The sequence below is a fragment of the Chitinophaga sp. W2I13 genome (assembly GCF_050434005.1).
GTDB lineage: Bacteria > Bacteroidota > Bacteroidia > Chitinophagales > Chitinophagaceae > Chitinophaga.
In genome coordinates this window covers 445013-460007 of the sequence record NZ_JBNPWD010000001.1, presented here as the reverse complement: position 1 = coordinate 460007, position 14995 = coordinate 445013, and the positions used below count along the sequence as shown (strand labels likewise).

The window sequence follows — 14995 nt, the reverse complement described above, 5'->3', positions numbered from 1 at the left end:
GATCATGAAAAAGCTATTATATATTTTACTGGGCATCGTGTTATTGACATCGTGCAAAAAATACCTGGACCAGGTGCCGGACGACCGGCTAACCATCGAGGAAACTTTCCGTACCTGGGCTACCGCACAGAAATTCCTGAACAACGTGTATGTCCGCATACCGGATGAATTCGGACAACGCAACCCCGGCGATTACAACAACCGCGGCTTATGGACCGGTGGCTGCGATGAAGCAGATTATGTGTGGGGATTTGTACAATCCAACAGCGTAAACATCGGCAGCTGGGATGCCAAATCCGGTTTTGTGGGCGACTACTGGACCAATTTTTACCGGGGTATCCGCGCAGCCAGCGTATTTATTGATAACGCCGATAAAATAACAGATCTCTCACCGGATCTCATCACCCAATACAAAGCAGAGGCCCGGGCACTGCGCGCCATGTACTATTTTTACCTGATGCGTATATACGGTCCCGTTGTACTCATGGGCGAAAAACCAGTAGAAGTGGATGCCAGTCTCCAGATGCCCCGCAACTCCTTTGATGAGTGCGTGGCCTATGTAACTTCAGAACTGGAAACAGCTGCGGCTAACTTACCGGTAATACCCAACAACGATCAGGACTACGGCCGGATCAGTAAAGGCATTGCACTGGCCTTCCGCGCCAATGCACTGATGTACAGCGCCAGCCCGTTGTTTAATGGAAACACCGATATGGCTGCCCTGAAAAACACGGATGGCAAACAGCTGATCAGCCAGTCGTACGATGCCAATAAATGGAAACTGGCAGCAGAGGCCTATAAATCTTTCCTCGACCAGTTTGTGCCTTCTACCTACAGTTTATTTAAGAAGAATAATGCAAAGGGAGAATTTGATCCTTATCTTTCCTGCAGGGATGTATTCCTGACCGACTGGAACCCGGAAGTGATCTTTGCCCGTCCTGCCAATTCGCTGAATTCCCGTCAGTACGAAATGACGCCGTTCCACAGCGGCGCACCTTCCAGCGATGTACGGGGAAGCGGCGGTTTAGGTGCTACCCAGAATATGGTAGACGCATTTTTTATGAAGAATGGCAGAAGCATCGATGACCCGTTATCGCAGTATGTAAAAACAGGCTACTCAGATTTTACCGGTCCTAATGAAACGGCGCCCAGCAATATCTATAACCAATGGGTAAACCGCGAGCCCCGTTTTTATGTAAACATCACTTACGATGGAAGCACCTGGCTGAATAAATCTTTTGGGAATATCGTTACCCGCATCTATAATCACGGCAACTCCGGTAAGGCCACAGGCAACAACGATTACAGTCCTACCGGCTATATTGTACGCAAGGCGCAGGGCCTCGGCAAATGGGATGTAGGTGGCCGTACGCTGATGCTCATCCGCCTGGCGGAGATCTATCTCAGCTACGCAGAATGTGTGAATGAAGCCAATCCCGCCAGCCCGGAAGCACTGAAATATGTGAACCTCATCAGGGAAAGGGCAGGGATTCCGCAATACGGATCGGCAGAATTGCCGGCACCCGCCGGGCAAGCCGCCATCCGTGAAGCGATCCGCAAAGAACGCCGCGTGGAACTGGCTTTTGAAAATAACCGTTTCTTTGATGTACGCCGCTGGAAAATAGCAGAACAAACAGAAAACGGTCCTGTCTATGGTTTGAACATCGGATCTGATATGCCCGACTTCCTGCAGGTAGTGCCTTTTGAAACCCGCGTATTTGAAAGAAAACATTACCTGTTCCCACTGCCGGCAGATGATGTGGATAATGATAAACAACTGGTGCAAAATCCAGGCTGGTAAGTATATTTAAAGAACCACCGGAAGCCGGACTGTAGTACCGGCTCCCGGTTTTAACCCGATCATATGTATAAAATAACCTGTTTACTTTTTGCAGCATTGCTGCTGCACAGCAACTGTTCCAAAAGCAACGCAAAAGAAGATCCTGTTACGCCGGGACCAACGCCCACGGTATCTTTTACTACCAAAGATGCGGCTACTGCCTACGCCAGTTTTAACCAGTATTTCTACAGTACAGCCGACAAGCTCTATTACAGCAATACCGAAAAGAAAGGCATCGGCGCCATCTGGGTCCAGGCAATTTACTGGGATATGGCCATGAACGTATACACACGCACAAAAGATCCGGCCGATCTTCAACGCATCACCGATATCTTCCAGGGTGGTTATAACCGCTATGATAAATACAACTGGAACAATACCAAGGAATGGTTTATTTACGATGATATTATGTGGTGGGTCATTTCACTTGCCCGTGCCAGCCAGGTTATCGGCAACAAGGCATATCTCGACCTCTCCGTTTCGGGTTTCAAAAGGGTATGGGATGGATCTTATGATCCGGATAAAGGCGGCATGTTCTGGGATTTTAACCATAGCGGTAAAAACGCCTGTATTAACTTCCCCACTGTGATCGCCGCCATGACCCTGTATAAGATCACCGGCGAAGCCGCTTATCTTCAAAAAGCAAAAGACGTGTACAACTGGGGCGTAAATAATCTTTATGATCCCGCTACCGGCAGGGTGGCAGATAATAATGTAAATGGTAACAAAGGCTGGTCCGATTACACCTACAACCAGGGAACGTTCATTGGAGCAGCCGTGATGTTGTACAAAGAAACCGGTACCGCGACTTATCTTGATCAGGCGAAGCTCGCCGCTACCTATACGCAGAAAACCATGAGCGATGTAAATGGTATTATGCCCGCCGAAGGCGACTGGAACGAGCAGGGCATATTAAAGGCCATCTTCGGACAATATGTGATGACGCTGATCAACGATGCCGGCCAAACGCAGTTCCTGCCCTGGATCCAGAAAAATATCAACGCCGCCTGGGGGAACCGCGACGTTACCCGCGGGTTAACCTACCGTAACTATAAAGTGCCTTGTGTAACCGGCGTGCTGCAATCCTATGAGGCCAGCAGCGCAGTATACATGATGCAGATATGCCCTCCGGCAAATTAATGGCAACGCATCGTTTTCAGGAGGTAAAACGCTATTTTTGCGCTTTAATCAATATACCTCATGAAAACGATGTTGTTTTTTACGCTGACTTGTTTGTTCGCCTGTTTTGCTACCCCTCTTTTTGCCCAGGAACAGGAATTTATCTTCAATACCTGGTCGTTAAACAAAGATGATAGCCGGTATATTTTTGCAGATACCGCACTGGTACGTATGAGCCCGGATACCAAACAAGCCGCCATCGACACCCTGCTGGCCGGCGACGATATTACTACGGTGGAGGTATTGCCCGGCAAAATGCTCACACTCAAAGGTCTCACCCTTCCCTGGGTACAGATTAAATACAAAAAGGATGGTGTGGAAAAACAAGGCTGCGTGTGGGAAGGACTGATCTCTTTTCCTCCTATGCGCAGAGGCGACATGAAATTTGTATTTGCCTACGACCGCCGCGTGGATACACTGATCGGCAATGAAAAATACCCGCAGTATATTGTGAAATTAAAAGCCGTACAAGCCCGTAAAATCCTTGCTGCCACCACATTCCGGATAATGGATGATGAATCCGCTGGTTTTTCCTATGCGAAGGTAATGGCCGGTCTCGGTCTTACCAACGTGCAAAATATCGTATCTGTTGGCTTTGGTGGAGCAGCCTGTGGTGTCTCCACAAACTATTATTATTTCGCCTGGATGAAGGATGGACGGATCGCCGCACTGCCGGAAAGAATGGATGTGGGTGATGCCGGTGTATATTATCATGAGGAGTCTTTCATTTTCCCCGGCGAGAAAAACGGTCTACCAGATACCATCATCCTGAAAATGCATGAAGAAGAAGAAACAGATAAGCTGGATAAGAACGGGGAACCGGTTATGTCAGTAAAAGAAGAGCTTACCAAATACAGCTGGGATGGCGTAAACGGCACCTTCAAAAAACTGGGGAAGTAGAAGACCGCCGGTGATAACATGATTTGTGTTTCTTTGTATCTTACATAGATGTTAGCTGTAATAGTAAAATGGGTACTGAAAACAACAGGCGTGCTGCTCCTCCTGTATGCAGCGGTTTGTGTCCTCGTTTATTTCATCCAGGAGCGCTTGCTTTTTTTTCCGGAGAGATTACCGCCGGCGTATGTTTTCCAGTTCCCCGAGCCCTTCGAAGAACGCATTATTACCACTGCTGATGGCACACAGTTAAACGGGCTGCTATTTAAATCCCGTGGCGACAAAGGCCTTATCTTTTATCTCCATGGTAACGCCGGCTCCCTCCGGTCGTGGGGAGAAGCCGCCAGGGTATATACACACCTCGGTTATGATGTATTTATGTTTGATTACCGCGGTTACGGGAAAAGTAGCGGTAAGATCCACAGTGAACAGCAATTTTATGCTGATGCGCAAACTGCCTATGACAGCGTAAAAACAGTTTACCCGGAAAGTACGATTGTTATTCTCGGTTATTCCATGGGCACAGGTACCGCCGCACGCCTCGCAGCAGACAATCATCCCAGGCAGCTCATCCTGCAGGCGCCCTACTTCAGCATGAAAGATATGGCCAGGTATTATTATCCCATGCTGCCTTCATTTTTATTGAAGTATACATTTCCAACTTACAGGAATATACAACGTGTTACCGTTCCCGTTACCATCTTTCATGGTGATAACGACGAAGTGATTTACTACGGCTCTTCCGAAAAACTGAAAGCATATTTTAAACCGGGAGATACACTGATCACACTGAAAGGGCAGCGGCATAACGGTATGACGGATAACCCCGAATACCAGGAGCGGCTGAAGGAGATATTGGAATAACTCATGCGCTTATCACCTTTACTCCCTTCTTCTTACAATACTTCAGTGCTGCCGGATCGCCATCCGTAATAATTGCATCTACCAACTCCAGTCCTGCAAAATTCAGGTAGGAGGTTTTCCCTATTTTCCCTGCATCGCATAACAGGTACGTATAGTCACTTTGTGTAGCCAGCGCAGTGGCAATAGCTGCTTCTTTTTCGCTGTGTGCAAACAATCCCTGCACCGAGAGGCCATCTACACCAATAAATGCCTTGCCTGCTTTATACCGTTGAATATGCTCTGTGGCCATTGTACCATGTATGGCCTGCCGGGCCGCATCGTATTCGCCGCCGATAATGTTAAGGGATACTGCGGAATGTTGCAGCTCAAATATCACCGGGAGGGAGTTGGTGATTACTTTAATCTTTTTGTTTTTTATAAACTGGCATAAGCGGAAAACAGTGCTGCCGCAATCCATGAAAATAATATCGCCGTCGTTGATTTCCGCTGCTGCTTTTCTGCAGATCTTATCTTTTGCTGCTTGGTTGGCTGCTGCTTTGTTCACAAATTCAAAGGGGGAATCCTGCCCGGTCACCGGGATAGCGCCGCCGTGGGTACGGTACAGCAGCCCGTCGTCCGATAACTGATTGAGATCCCGCCGGATGGTGATCTCTGAAATTCCCAATGTCTGCGCCAGTTCACCGGTGGCTACTTCTCCTTTCGCATGTAGCAGCGCCAGTATTTTTTGTTTTCTTAGCTGGAAATTCATTTTAAATAATTAACTTGATCAAAAATAATCAAAAACGATCATAATCGATCATCTAATATGAAAACAATTAATATTCTGGAAACAGCCATCCTGTCGGACAATTGGTACACACTCAAGAAAATCACCTATGAAATGACCGACAGCGATGGGGCAGTAGTGAAGCAGGAGCGGGAGGCGTATGATCGCGGCAATGGAGCTACTATATTGCTGTATAATAAAGAACATGGCACCGTAGTGCTAACCCGGCAATTCCGCATGCCTACCTATATCAATGGCAACGAAACGGGGTTGCTGATAGAATGCTGCGCCGGTTTACTGGATGAAGATAATGCGGAAGAATGCATCCGCCGGGAAACGATGGAGGAAACCGGTTACCAGGTAACCGCGGTGGAGAAAGTATTTGAAGCGTATATGTCGCCGGGCTCTGTTACCGAGATCCTGTATTTTTTTGTGGCCGCATACACGAAAGAGCTGAAAGTTCACGATGGCGGCGGACTGGAAGCCGAACAGGAAAATATAGAAGTGCTGGAACTGCCGTTTACGCAGGCAATGGACATGATCCGCACCGGGGAAATCAGGGATGGGAAAACAATCATGCTGCTGCAATATGCGGCGCTTCATCACCTGTGCGGCTAAACGAAAAAGCAGAGCAGGTATCAGTTATCCGCCAATACTGCTTTGTTTTCATCTTTCGTTAGTAAGGCCTGGTTCTTTTTGCCCCATTGATCCATGGCCTTTATCAGAGGTAAGGTGCTTAGTCCAACTTCTGTCAGGTAATATTCTACTTTCAACGGGATACCGGCATATACTTTTTTGTACAGTATGCCAAGATCTTCCAGCTCCTTCAGGTGCATGGTGATCACGCGCATGCTGGCGCCATCTACTTCCATCTCGCGGTGAATTTCACTTGGCCGTCTGATATCATCATGAATACACTCAATGATCCAGGCTTTCCATTTACCGCCCAATACCTTCATGAAAATGCTGATGCCACAGTGCAGTTCGGGGATTTTTTTCTCGTACATGGTGTTTCATTTGCAGGAAAGATAAACATTTTACACTACTTCATAAAAGCGCATCGTCGTAACGCAACAGGGGAGTATACCGAAAAATTTTTCCATGGGTGAAACTTTTTTCGGTTATTGTCCGTCACCGCCGTAGTCAAGACATTTGAGGCCTAAAAAAAGAGACGATGACAACAAATAAAAGTGTTGCTGTAATTGGGTTAGGCCCTATGGGATTTGTATTGGCGCGTACCCTGCTGGATAATGGTTACCGCGTAACCGTATGGAACCGCAGCACAGAAAAAGCATCGCCGCTGGTAACGGATGGCGCTGTATTGGCAGCAGATCCTGCCGCAGCGGTATTGGCAAGCCCGGTGATCATTACCTGCCTCAATAATTACGAAACCACCCGCAGCATTCTTTCCACGCCGGAAGCAGCAACGGCGCTGAATGGCCGCCTTCTGCTGGAACTCACTACCGGCACCCCGCAGGATGCAAGAACAGCAGCAACCTGGGCACAGTCCCTTGGGGCGCACTACCTGGATGGCGCACTGCTGGCCACCCCCCGGCAGATAGGAAAGCCGGATACGCCTATTTTTTTATCCGGGCAACAGGCCGCTTTTGAAAAAGGAGAATCCGTGTTAAAAGTACTGGGTGGCAACCTGATGTATATGGGAGCCGCCACCGGCGCCGCCGCTGCGTGGGATCTCGCCATACTTTCCAGCCTGTTCGGTTTGATCACCGGCTTCCTGCAGGGCGCCAGGATCTTTGAATCAGAAAAGCTGGATGTAAACGCATTAGGCGATATGATCAATAACATTGCACCGGTACTTGGGGAAATGGTGCGGCATGAAGGCGCTGTGATCAGCACCAACAATTTTTCCCAACCGGAAAGCAGCCTCAAAACCTGCGCGGTATCTATGACTTTAATGATGAAACAGGCCGCTGAATCCGGCATTCCCGGCGACGTGCCCGCCTTCATCCTCAACCTTATGAATAAAGGCATCAAGGCCGGTTATGGAGAAGAGCAGGTGGGAGCATTGATAAAAGCCATGCGGTAAGCAGGAGGTTAGTGTTTAGTCCGCCGGACTAAACACTAATTATCCGTATCTTTATAAGCACTCAAATAGCTGCCGCATGAACATGGAAAGTTATCTTCCCTCAGCCCTTCTCTCTCCTTATGTCAGCGCTTATCTGATCATCGAAAGCAAAGACGGCATGGAGAACCGCGTAATGCCGGATACTGCTGTGGTGATGTCTTTCCGGTTTGGTGGTAAAGTAATAAGCGGGGAATCCGGTGAGGCGTTCAACCTGCCGGTAACAGCGCTGGCAGGTTTGCGCAGAACTTCCCGGTTGTTACACTATGCGCCCGGCACCGGCAATGTGTTGGTGAAGTTTAGGGAAGGTGGCGCCGCCGCCTTTTTCAAAACACCCCTGCATGAATTGTTCGATACCCATGAATCGCTCGATCAACTGGTACAGCGCCATAAAATAAGGGAAGTGGAAGAACAGTTGTATGAGGCAAAAAACAACCTGCAGCGGATCGCGATTGTGGAGCAATTCCTGATGGCGGCACTCAGCAGCCGGCAACCAGATTTACTCATCCGCCATGCGGTACAACAAATTAAAACAGCCGCCGGCGATGTGAAGATCAAATCACTGGCAGCAGACCTGTACATCAGTCAGGATGCATTTGAAAAACGATTCAGGCGAAGCGTAGGAACTACGCCCAAGCAATTCTCCGCCATCGTAAGATTACGGCACCTGCTGGATCATTTTCCGGAAGCCGGCAGCCTCACAGAAGCAGCCTATGATGCCGGCTATTATGACCAGGCGCATTTTATAAAAGACTTCCGGGCTTTCACCGGTCAAACACCACAGGCATTTTTGCAGCAAACCTCCTGGTGGTAATCTTATACGGCCACTGGTTCTGTTTTCTTTTTCATTAATGTCTCAAATTCACCCTGGTAGTCTTCCCCCCATTTATCCATCGCATCCACCACCGGCAATAACGACTCGCCGAAATCGGTGAGATAGTACTCTACTTTCGGCGGCAGCTCATGATAAATAACCCGTTTTATGATGCCGTGGAATTCCAGTTCCCGCAACTGCAGATCCAGCACCCGCCGGCTGGCGGAAGGCATCGCTCTTTGCAGCTCACTGGGTCTTCTTACCCCTTTGTTGATCAGGTATACCATATAGGATTTCCATTTACCACCTATGATTTCCATGATGATCGCCATCCCGCACGCAAAACTTTTTGGAATCTTTTTTTCATACATAACCGGTCACTTTTCTGATACGGACAAATTTATCCCTAATAGCCGGATTCCAGGCATACGGATAAAATTTTCCGTATAGGAACATAATGTCCGTTATTGTTCTGTTCACCCGATCTGCGTCACTTTGCAGCATTGATCATCAAAATAAAAATAACATGACCAGCACAATGAATAATTACAATGGAAAGACAGCGGTAGTCACCGGCGGTACACATGGTATGGGATTGGCAGTGGTTAAAATGCTGATCGCAGGCGGTGCAGAAGTATTGCTCACCGGGAAAAATCCAAAGAACCTGGAAGCCGCCAAAGAGGAGTTGGGTAACAGCGTACACATCATAGCTTCCGATACATCATCCATGAGCGACATTGAAACCCTGCGCAACACCGTGGCTGCCACCCTGGGGCAAATTGATTTCCTGTTTATAAATGCCGGCTTCTCGTTGCTGGAACCCTTCGACAAAGTAACGGAAGCCACTTACGATAAAACCTTTGCCATCAATACCAAAGGAGCCTATTTCACCGTACAGCAGCTATCGCCGTTAATAAAAGATTATGGCGCCATTGTATTCACTACGTCCATCGCCAATGATTCCGGCTATGCAGGCATGAGCGTGTACGCCGGTGCAAAAGCGGCGCTGGCCTCCTTTGTAAAAGGTTTTGCGGCTGAACTGCTGCCCAGGAGCATCCGCGTAAATGCCGTGAGTCCGGGTTTTATTCACACACCCACTATGGGCGTGTCCGGCGCATCGAAGGAAGAATTGCTGGCCTTCGAAAAAATCGGGGAGGAGGTAACGCCGTTGAAACGCAATGGTAATACGGATGAAGTGGCGAAGGCCGTATTGTTCCTGGCCTTCGATGCTACATTTACTACTGGTGAGGAACTAACCGTAGATGGAGGTCTTTCTAAAAATCTCACCCCGCCCGATCTTTCACACTAATTTTAAAGGGCTGGCTATAAATCTATAGCCAGCCCCTCTCAAAATCCCCAGTCTCAAAAAAATATTTTAAAATGAGCAATCGCTCACTTATCTTTGTGCGGCATGAGATACAGAGACGAAAATAAAATACAGGCGATTCGCGAGGCAGCTATTGAGATGGTGGTGAAAGATGGGCTGGAAAATTTTGGCATCAACCGGCTGGCAAAAGCAGCGGGAGTATCTCCGGCAACTATTTATATTTATTATAAAGATAAAGAAGACCTGCTGACCAGCATCAGTACAGAAGAAGCACTGAAAATGACGCGGGCCACCCTGAAAGATTTTAACCCGGAAATGGGCTTTGAGGAAGGGCTGTGGATCCAATGGAAAAACAGGGCCGCTTTTTCACTGGATAACCACCAATCAGTCAATTTCTTTGAACAGCTGCGGAATTCTATGTATAAAGAAAAAATGCTGGAAACGATCTCACATGAATTCCATAGCGCAATGGGGAGCTATGTACATAATGCTGTAAAGCGCGGAGAGATCAAAGAAATGCCCCTCGAAGTATACTGGTCTGTTGCTTTTGCGCCCTTATACTCACTAATAAAATTCCATAACGAAGGACGAAGTCTCGATGGCCGCAAGTTTAAGTTTTCAGAGAAGATTATGAAAGAAACATTCGACTGTGTGATAAAAGGAATAATGAAATAGCCCTTTTTTTTGTCAAATTAATAAATGAACGCTCGCTCACAAAACAAATTAGTCATGCAACACGTTCTCATTTTCAAAACAAACATTGCCACCGTGCAAGCCCGCTCCAAAGTAGCGTCGTTACTGGATCAGCAGTCCTTTATTGAAAAATGGACAGTAGACATGGAAGACGTAGATTGCGTGCTGAGAGTAGTAACTGCCGAACCGGTGCCGGATCGCATTATTGCATTAATCAACGCCAGCGAGTACGAATGTGCAGAGCTGGAAGACTAACAAATAGATAAGCTCAAAATCTCCCTAATGAAACAAGCATCCACCGCATTTTCGGGTCACCAGAAAATGATAGTAGCCCTGTTGGCACTCACACAATTCACGGTCATCCTCGATTTTATGGTCATGTCGCCACTCGGTGATATGCTCATGAAATCGATGAACATAAAGCCTAACCAGTTCGGGCTCATCGTATCGGCCTACGCTTTCAGCGCCGGTATCTCTGGTCTGCTCACTGCCGGCTTTGCCGATCGCTTCGACCGTAAAAAACTGCTGATATTTTTTTATGCGGGCTTTATCCTCGGCACACTGTGCTGCGGCCTGGCCAACACGTATTACACGATGGTGGCGGCCCGCATCGTTACTGGTTTATTTGGCGGCGTAATAGGATCTATTTCCCTGGCGATCGTCACCGATCTTTTTGATATCTCACAACGCGGCCGCGTGATGGGGTTTGTGCAAATGGCATTCGGCGCCAGCCAGGTACTCGGTATTCCTATTGGGTTATACCTCGCCAACGCCTGGGGATGGGAAGCGCCCTTTTTCCTTGTAGCCGGTGTAGCCGCTATCGTGATGCTACTGATCATCCTTCAGCTGCAACCGGTAATTGCACACCTGGCGGTGCAACGCGATAAAAGCGCATTCACGCACCTGTGGCATACCGTGAGAAGCCGCGATTACCGCATCGGTTTCACCGCCACCGCACTCATGTCTGTAGGCGGTTTTATGATGATGCCTTTCGGTAGCGCATTTGCCGTGAATAACCTGCACGTTACACATGAACAGTTACCGCTGTTGTTCATGGTCACCGGTGTTGGTTCCCTGTTCATTATGCCGGTGCTGGGAAAGTTAAGTGATAAAAAAGACAGGTTTACGCTCTTTACCATTGCTTCCATTTATGCACTGGTGATCATCATTATTTATACACACTTAACACCGCAACCGCTCTGGATCATCATGTGCCTGAACGTACTGATGATGGCAGGTATCATGGGCCGTATGATCCCATTCACCGCCTTAACTACCGGTATCCCCGATCTGTCGGACCGCGGCGCCTTTATGAGCGTGAACTCCTCCCTGCAACAAATTGCCGGCGGAATAGCGGCGGTCATTGCAGGGATGATCGTATCCCAGAAAGATAAATTCAGTCCGCTGGAACACTATGATACACTCGGATGGGTAATTGTAGGCTTAACCCTTCCCTGTATTTACCTGGTACACCGCGTAAGCGTAATCGTAAAAAGAAAACTGGCCAAAGGCGCGGTGGTGAATACCACCAGCGTAGCGGCGGAAGTGTAATGTTTTTTGGGGAGCCGGGCTGACCGGCTTCCCAAAAAAGTATTTAGTAAGATAAGGTACGCGCACCAGCTGTTTAGGGTTGATTCAGCGAAACTTTTATCTTAGATTTGAATTATGAAACAAATATCCATTCTCGTTCCCAAAGGCGCCGTTGCGCTCAGTAGTATTGAAGGTCCCTTTGTACTGTTTACCAAAGCCAACGACTTCCTCGAAAGCGTTGGAAAGGATCCGCTATTCAACGTGCAGCTGGTGGGGCTCTCCAAAGAAGCACACGAATACGACCGGTTTTTTAAAGTAACACCGGACGTTATGATCACAGAAAAACATAAAGCAGATCTCATCATTATTCCCGCAGTGAACGGGGAGCGTGAAGTGGTTATAGAACAGAATAAGGATTTCTATCCCTGGATTGTACAACAGCACCACCACGGATCAGAAGTGGCCAGCCTTTGTGTAGGCGCCTTTTTACTGGCATCCACTGGCTTGCTCAATGGAAAGCGTTGCTCCACGCACTGGCTGGCAGCCAATGAATTCAGGAACATGTTCCCTGATGTGGAACTGGTGTCTGAAAAGATTATTACAGATGAAAAAGGTATATATTCCAGCGGCGGCGCCAATTCCTTCTGGAACCTGCTCATTTACCTGATAGAAAAGTATACAGACAGGGACATGGCCATCCTTGCGTCCAAGTATTTTGAAATTGAAATAGACCGCACTAACCAGGCCACCTTCACCATTTTCAAAGGTCAGCGCGAACACCAGGATGAATCAGTAAAACAGGCGCAGGAATTTATTGAGCAGAACTGGCAGGAAAAAATCACGGTGGAACAGTTGTCATCCATGTTTGCCGTAGGCCGCAGAAGCCTGGAAAGAAGATTTAAGAAAGCAACCAGCAACACTGTATCGGAATATATCCAACGGGTAAAGGTAGAAGTGGCCAAAAAAAGCTTTGAAAGCAGCCGTAAAAATATCAATGAAATTATGTGGGAAGTGGGTTATTCGGATACAAAGGCGTTTAGAACAATCTTTAAGAAAACAACCGGCTTATCGCCACTCGAGTATAGGAACAAATACAATAAAGGCGCAACTGCTAAGTAGTCCTTTATTTTTCTGTGGAGAAGATCTTATGCCATCTGCCTTCCAATACCCCTTTCAGCATGGTACACAATTCCTGGAATGTATTGGGCTTGGTCAGGAATAATTTCGCACCCAGCCGCATGGCATCTTCCATATCTTCCTTCATATCAGAAGTACTCAGTATGATGATATTCGTTAACTGATGCTGAAGGATCTTTTTCAGTTCTACCAGGCATTCGCGCCCGTTCATCAGCGGCATGTTGAAGTCGAGAAAAATGTAATCAGGAACCGGAATTTTATTTTCCTGGAACATTGCTATTGCCTGTATTCCACTGTCGCATACGTGCGTTTCTATAACCGGGGAAATGTTGTGGATGGCTTCCTGGAAAAAAATTCTATCATCGGCATCATCATCAATAATCATTATTTGTTGTGGTCTCGTCATGGCTAAAATTTTAAGCATTAAGGTCTTCACGTTCGTTTGGATCTTCGGCGGGAAATATGAAGATAAATAAAAATAAAAGAGCGTTCAAATTTAAGATTTTACCATACATACGGTCGCGCTCCTTTTGTGGCGTCCGGTGGCGCAAATATTGTAAGAGAGATGGTATCACCCTAAAAGCACCTTCTCATGAAAAAATATTTGTTGTCACTTTTAATGTTGCCCGCAGCTTATCAGCTGTGTGCACAAGACAGTGCCCGCCTGCCACCGCCCCATGCCACCAAATCATACAGGAACTTCAGCCAGGTGGTTGGCTGGGGACCGGGGGAAACACCGGTTGCACCAGCAGGTTTTCAGGTGTCATTATATGCAGACGGCCTGGTAAATCCACGCTGGATGTATGCGCTTCCAAATGGCGACGTGCTGGTGGCGGAATCAAACAGCAATTTCCCGCTGGTGATTAAAATAGGGGCGGTGTTTATAGGCGCCCAAAAGTCGAAGAGTATGCGGCATAGTGCAGATCGCATTACCCTGCTGCGGGACGCCAACCACGACGGCATACCGGAGTTCCGCAGCACCTTCCTTTCCAATTTAAATCAGCCCTTTGGTATGCTGCTGATAGGCAACCATTTTTATGTAGCCAATACCAATGCGTTAGTCCGCTATCCTTACAAAACCGGTGATACTGTCATCACCGCGGCGCCGGAGAAAATAACGGACCTGCCTGTCGGCAAAAAAAATCAGCACTGGACACGAAATATCATCGCCAATAAAGATCAATCCAAAATATATATCGCTATCGGATCAGCCACCGACCATGCAGAAAAAGGTATTGAAAATGAACGATCAAGGGCAGCCATCGTAGAAATTAATCCCGATGGTACCGGTCGCCGCATTTACGCTGCCGGTCTCAGAAACCCTGTTGGCATGGACTGGGCGCCAGGTACTTCCACCTTATGGGTGGCCGTTAATGAAAGGGATAAATTGGGCAACGATCTGGTACCCGATTACATGACCGGCGTAAAAGAAGGCGGCTTCTACGGATGGCCCTGGAAGTATTACGGTCAGCATACCGATACACGCGTGAAAGATCCCGCGCCACCGGAAGCAAACAATACCATTATCCCCGATGTACAATTAGGCGCTCATACCGCCTCCCTGGGCCTGGTATTTTACCGGGGAGATAAATTTCCGGAAAGATACCACCAGGGTGCATTCATCGCCCAGCATGGCTCCTGGAACCGCAAGCCTATTTCTGGTTACAAAGTATTGTTTATCCCTTTTGCTAATGGGAAACCCGCCGGTAAACCAACAGATTTTCTCACCGGATTTGTGAAAGATTCCACCACGGCAGATGTAAGAGGCCGGCCGGTAGGACTCCTTGTATTGAAAAACGGCGCAATGCTGGTAACAGACGATAAAACCAACCGCATCTGGAAGGTGGTATACGGACAATAACGAAATG

Annotated in this window: 17 protein-coding genes; 13 read left to right on the top strand and 4 right to left on the bottom strand. The window is 47.8% G+C overall.

Features of this window, described 5'->3' with window-relative positions:
• Positions 1-4: 4 nt before the first annotated feature.
• The 4 genes from QFZ48_RS01870 (at position 5) to QFZ48_RS01855 (ending at position 4777) form a co-directional block, all read left to right on the top strand.
• A complete protein-coding gene (locus tag QFZ48_RS01870; RefSeq protein WP_429046200.1) occupies positions 5-1801 on the top strand; it encodes a RagB/SusD family nutrient uptake outer membrane protein in 1797 nt (598 codons plus the stop codon).
• A gap of 63 nt (positions 1802-1864) precedes the next feature.
• On the top strand, positions 1865-2980 hold the full coding sequence (locus QFZ48_RS01865; RefSeq protein WP_429046201.1) for a glycoside hydrolase family 76 protein: 1116 nt from the start codon (positions 1865-1867) through the stop codon (positions 2978-2980).
• A gap of 60 nt (positions 2981-3040) precedes the next feature.
• Positions 3041-3919, top strand: coding sequence for a hypothetical protein (locus tag QFZ48_RS01860; RefSeq protein WP_429060883.1), 879 nt, complete (start codon positions 3041-3043; stop codon positions 3917-3919).
• A 48-nt stretch (positions 3920-3967) separates the two neighbouring features.
• Entirely contained in the window at positions 3968-4777 is an 810-nt protein-coding gene (locus QFZ48_RS01855) for an alpha/beta hydrolase (RefSeq protein WP_429060880.1), read from the top strand.
• Between the two features lies 1 nt (position 4778).
• On the opposite strand, the gene QFZ48_RS01850 is transcribed toward QFZ48_RS01855, so the two are convergent.
• Positions 4779-5525: a DeoR/GlpR family DNA-binding transcription regulator gene (locus tag QFZ48_RS01850; RefSeq protein WP_429046207.1), complete on the bottom strand. Its 747-nt coding sequence runs from the start codon at positions 5523-5525 to the stop codon at positions 4779-4781.
• 57 nt (positions 5526-5582) lie between these two features.
• Here QFZ48_RS01850 and nudK point away from each other — a divergent pair, with 57 nt between their 5' ends.
• A complete protein-coding gene (nudK, locus tag QFZ48_RS01845; RefSeq protein WP_429046209.1) occupies positions 5583-6161 on the top strand; it encodes a GDP-mannose pyrophosphatase NudK in 579 nt (192 codons plus the stop codon).
• 20 nt (positions 6162-6181) lie between these two features.
• Here the strand turns inward: nudK and QFZ48_RS01840 are convergent, their stop codons facing one another.
• Positions 6182-6550, bottom strand: a complete 369-nt coding sequence (locus tag QFZ48_RS01840; protein WP_370911602.1) for a winged helix-turn-helix transcriptional regulator — start codon at positions 6548-6550, stop codon at positions 6182-6184.
• A gap of 167 nt (positions 6551-6717) precedes the next feature.
• On the opposite strand from QFZ48_RS01840, the gene QFZ48_RS01835 reads away from it, so the two are divergent.
• The gene (locus QFZ48_RS01835; RefSeq protein WP_429060877.1) at positions 6718-7590 is read left to right on the top strand and encodes an NAD(P)-dependent oxidoreductase; all 873 of its coding nucleotides are present in this window, start codon (positions 6718-6720) and stop codon (positions 7588-7590) included.
• A gap of 76 nt (positions 7591-7666) precedes the next feature.
• Entirely contained in the window at positions 7667-8440 is a 774-nt protein-coding gene (locus tag QFZ48_RS01830) for a helix-turn-helix domain-containing protein (protein ID WP_429046214.1), read from the top strand.
• A 2-nt stretch (positions 8441-8442) separates the two neighbouring features.
• Here the strand turns inward: QFZ48_RS01830 and QFZ48_RS01825 are convergent, their stop codons facing one another.
• On the bottom strand, positions 8443-8772 hold the full coding sequence (locus QFZ48_RS01825; protein WP_429046216.1) for a winged helix-turn-helix transcriptional regulator: 330 nt from the start codon (positions 8770-8772) through the stop codon (positions 8443-8445).
• Between the two features lie 194 nt (positions 8773-8966).
• On the opposite strand from QFZ48_RS01825, the gene QFZ48_RS01820 reads away from it, so the two are divergent.
• From QFZ48_RS01820 to QFZ48_RS01800, 5 genes are all read left to right on the top strand, one after another.
• Positions 8967-9749 carry an SDR family oxidoreductase gene (locus QFZ48_RS01820; RefSeq protein WP_429046218.1) on the top strand — a complete coding sequence of 261 codons (783 nt, stop codon included), beginning with the start codon at positions 8967-8969 and terminating at the stop codon, positions 9747-9749.
• A gap of 102 nt (positions 9750-9851) precedes the next feature.
• Complete coding sequence (locus QFZ48_RS01815; protein WP_429046219.1) at positions 9852-10442, top strand: TetR/AcrR family transcriptional regulator; 591 nt, start codon at positions 9852-9854, stop codon at positions 10440-10442.
• Positions 10443-10496: 54 nt separating this feature from the next.
• A complete protein-coding gene (locus QFZ48_RS01810) occupies positions 10497-10715 on the top strand; it encodes a hypothetical protein (protein ID WP_429046221.1) in 219 nt (72 codons plus the stop codon).
• A gap of 27 nt (positions 10716-10742) precedes the next feature.
• Positions 10743-12011: an MFS transporter gene (locus QFZ48_RS01805; RefSeq protein WP_429046223.1), complete on the top strand. Its 1269-nt coding sequence runs from the start codon at positions 10743-10745 to the stop codon at positions 12009-12011.
• Between the two features lie 114 nt (positions 12012-12125).
• Positions 12126-13109, top strand: a complete 984-nt coding sequence (locus tag QFZ48_RS01800) for a GlxA family transcriptional regulator (protein WP_429046225.1) — start codon at positions 12126-12128, stop codon at positions 13107-13109.
• A gap of 4 nt (positions 13110-13113) precedes the next feature.
• Here the strand turns inward: QFZ48_RS01800 and QFZ48_RS01795 are convergent, their stop codons facing one another.
• Complete coding sequence (locus QFZ48_RS01795; protein ID WP_429060874.1) at positions 13114-13533, bottom strand: response regulator; 420 nt, start codon at positions 13531-13533, stop codon at positions 13114-13116.
• 186 nt (positions 13534-13719) lie between these two features.
• Here QFZ48_RS01795 and QFZ48_RS01790 point away from each other — a divergent pair, with 186 nt between their 5' ends.
• Positions 13720-14988, top strand: a complete 1269-nt coding sequence (locus tag QFZ48_RS01790) for a PQQ-dependent sugar dehydrogenase (RefSeq protein WP_429060872.1) — start codon at positions 13720-13722, stop codon at positions 14986-14988.
• Positions 14989-14995 lie beyond the last annotated feature (7 nt).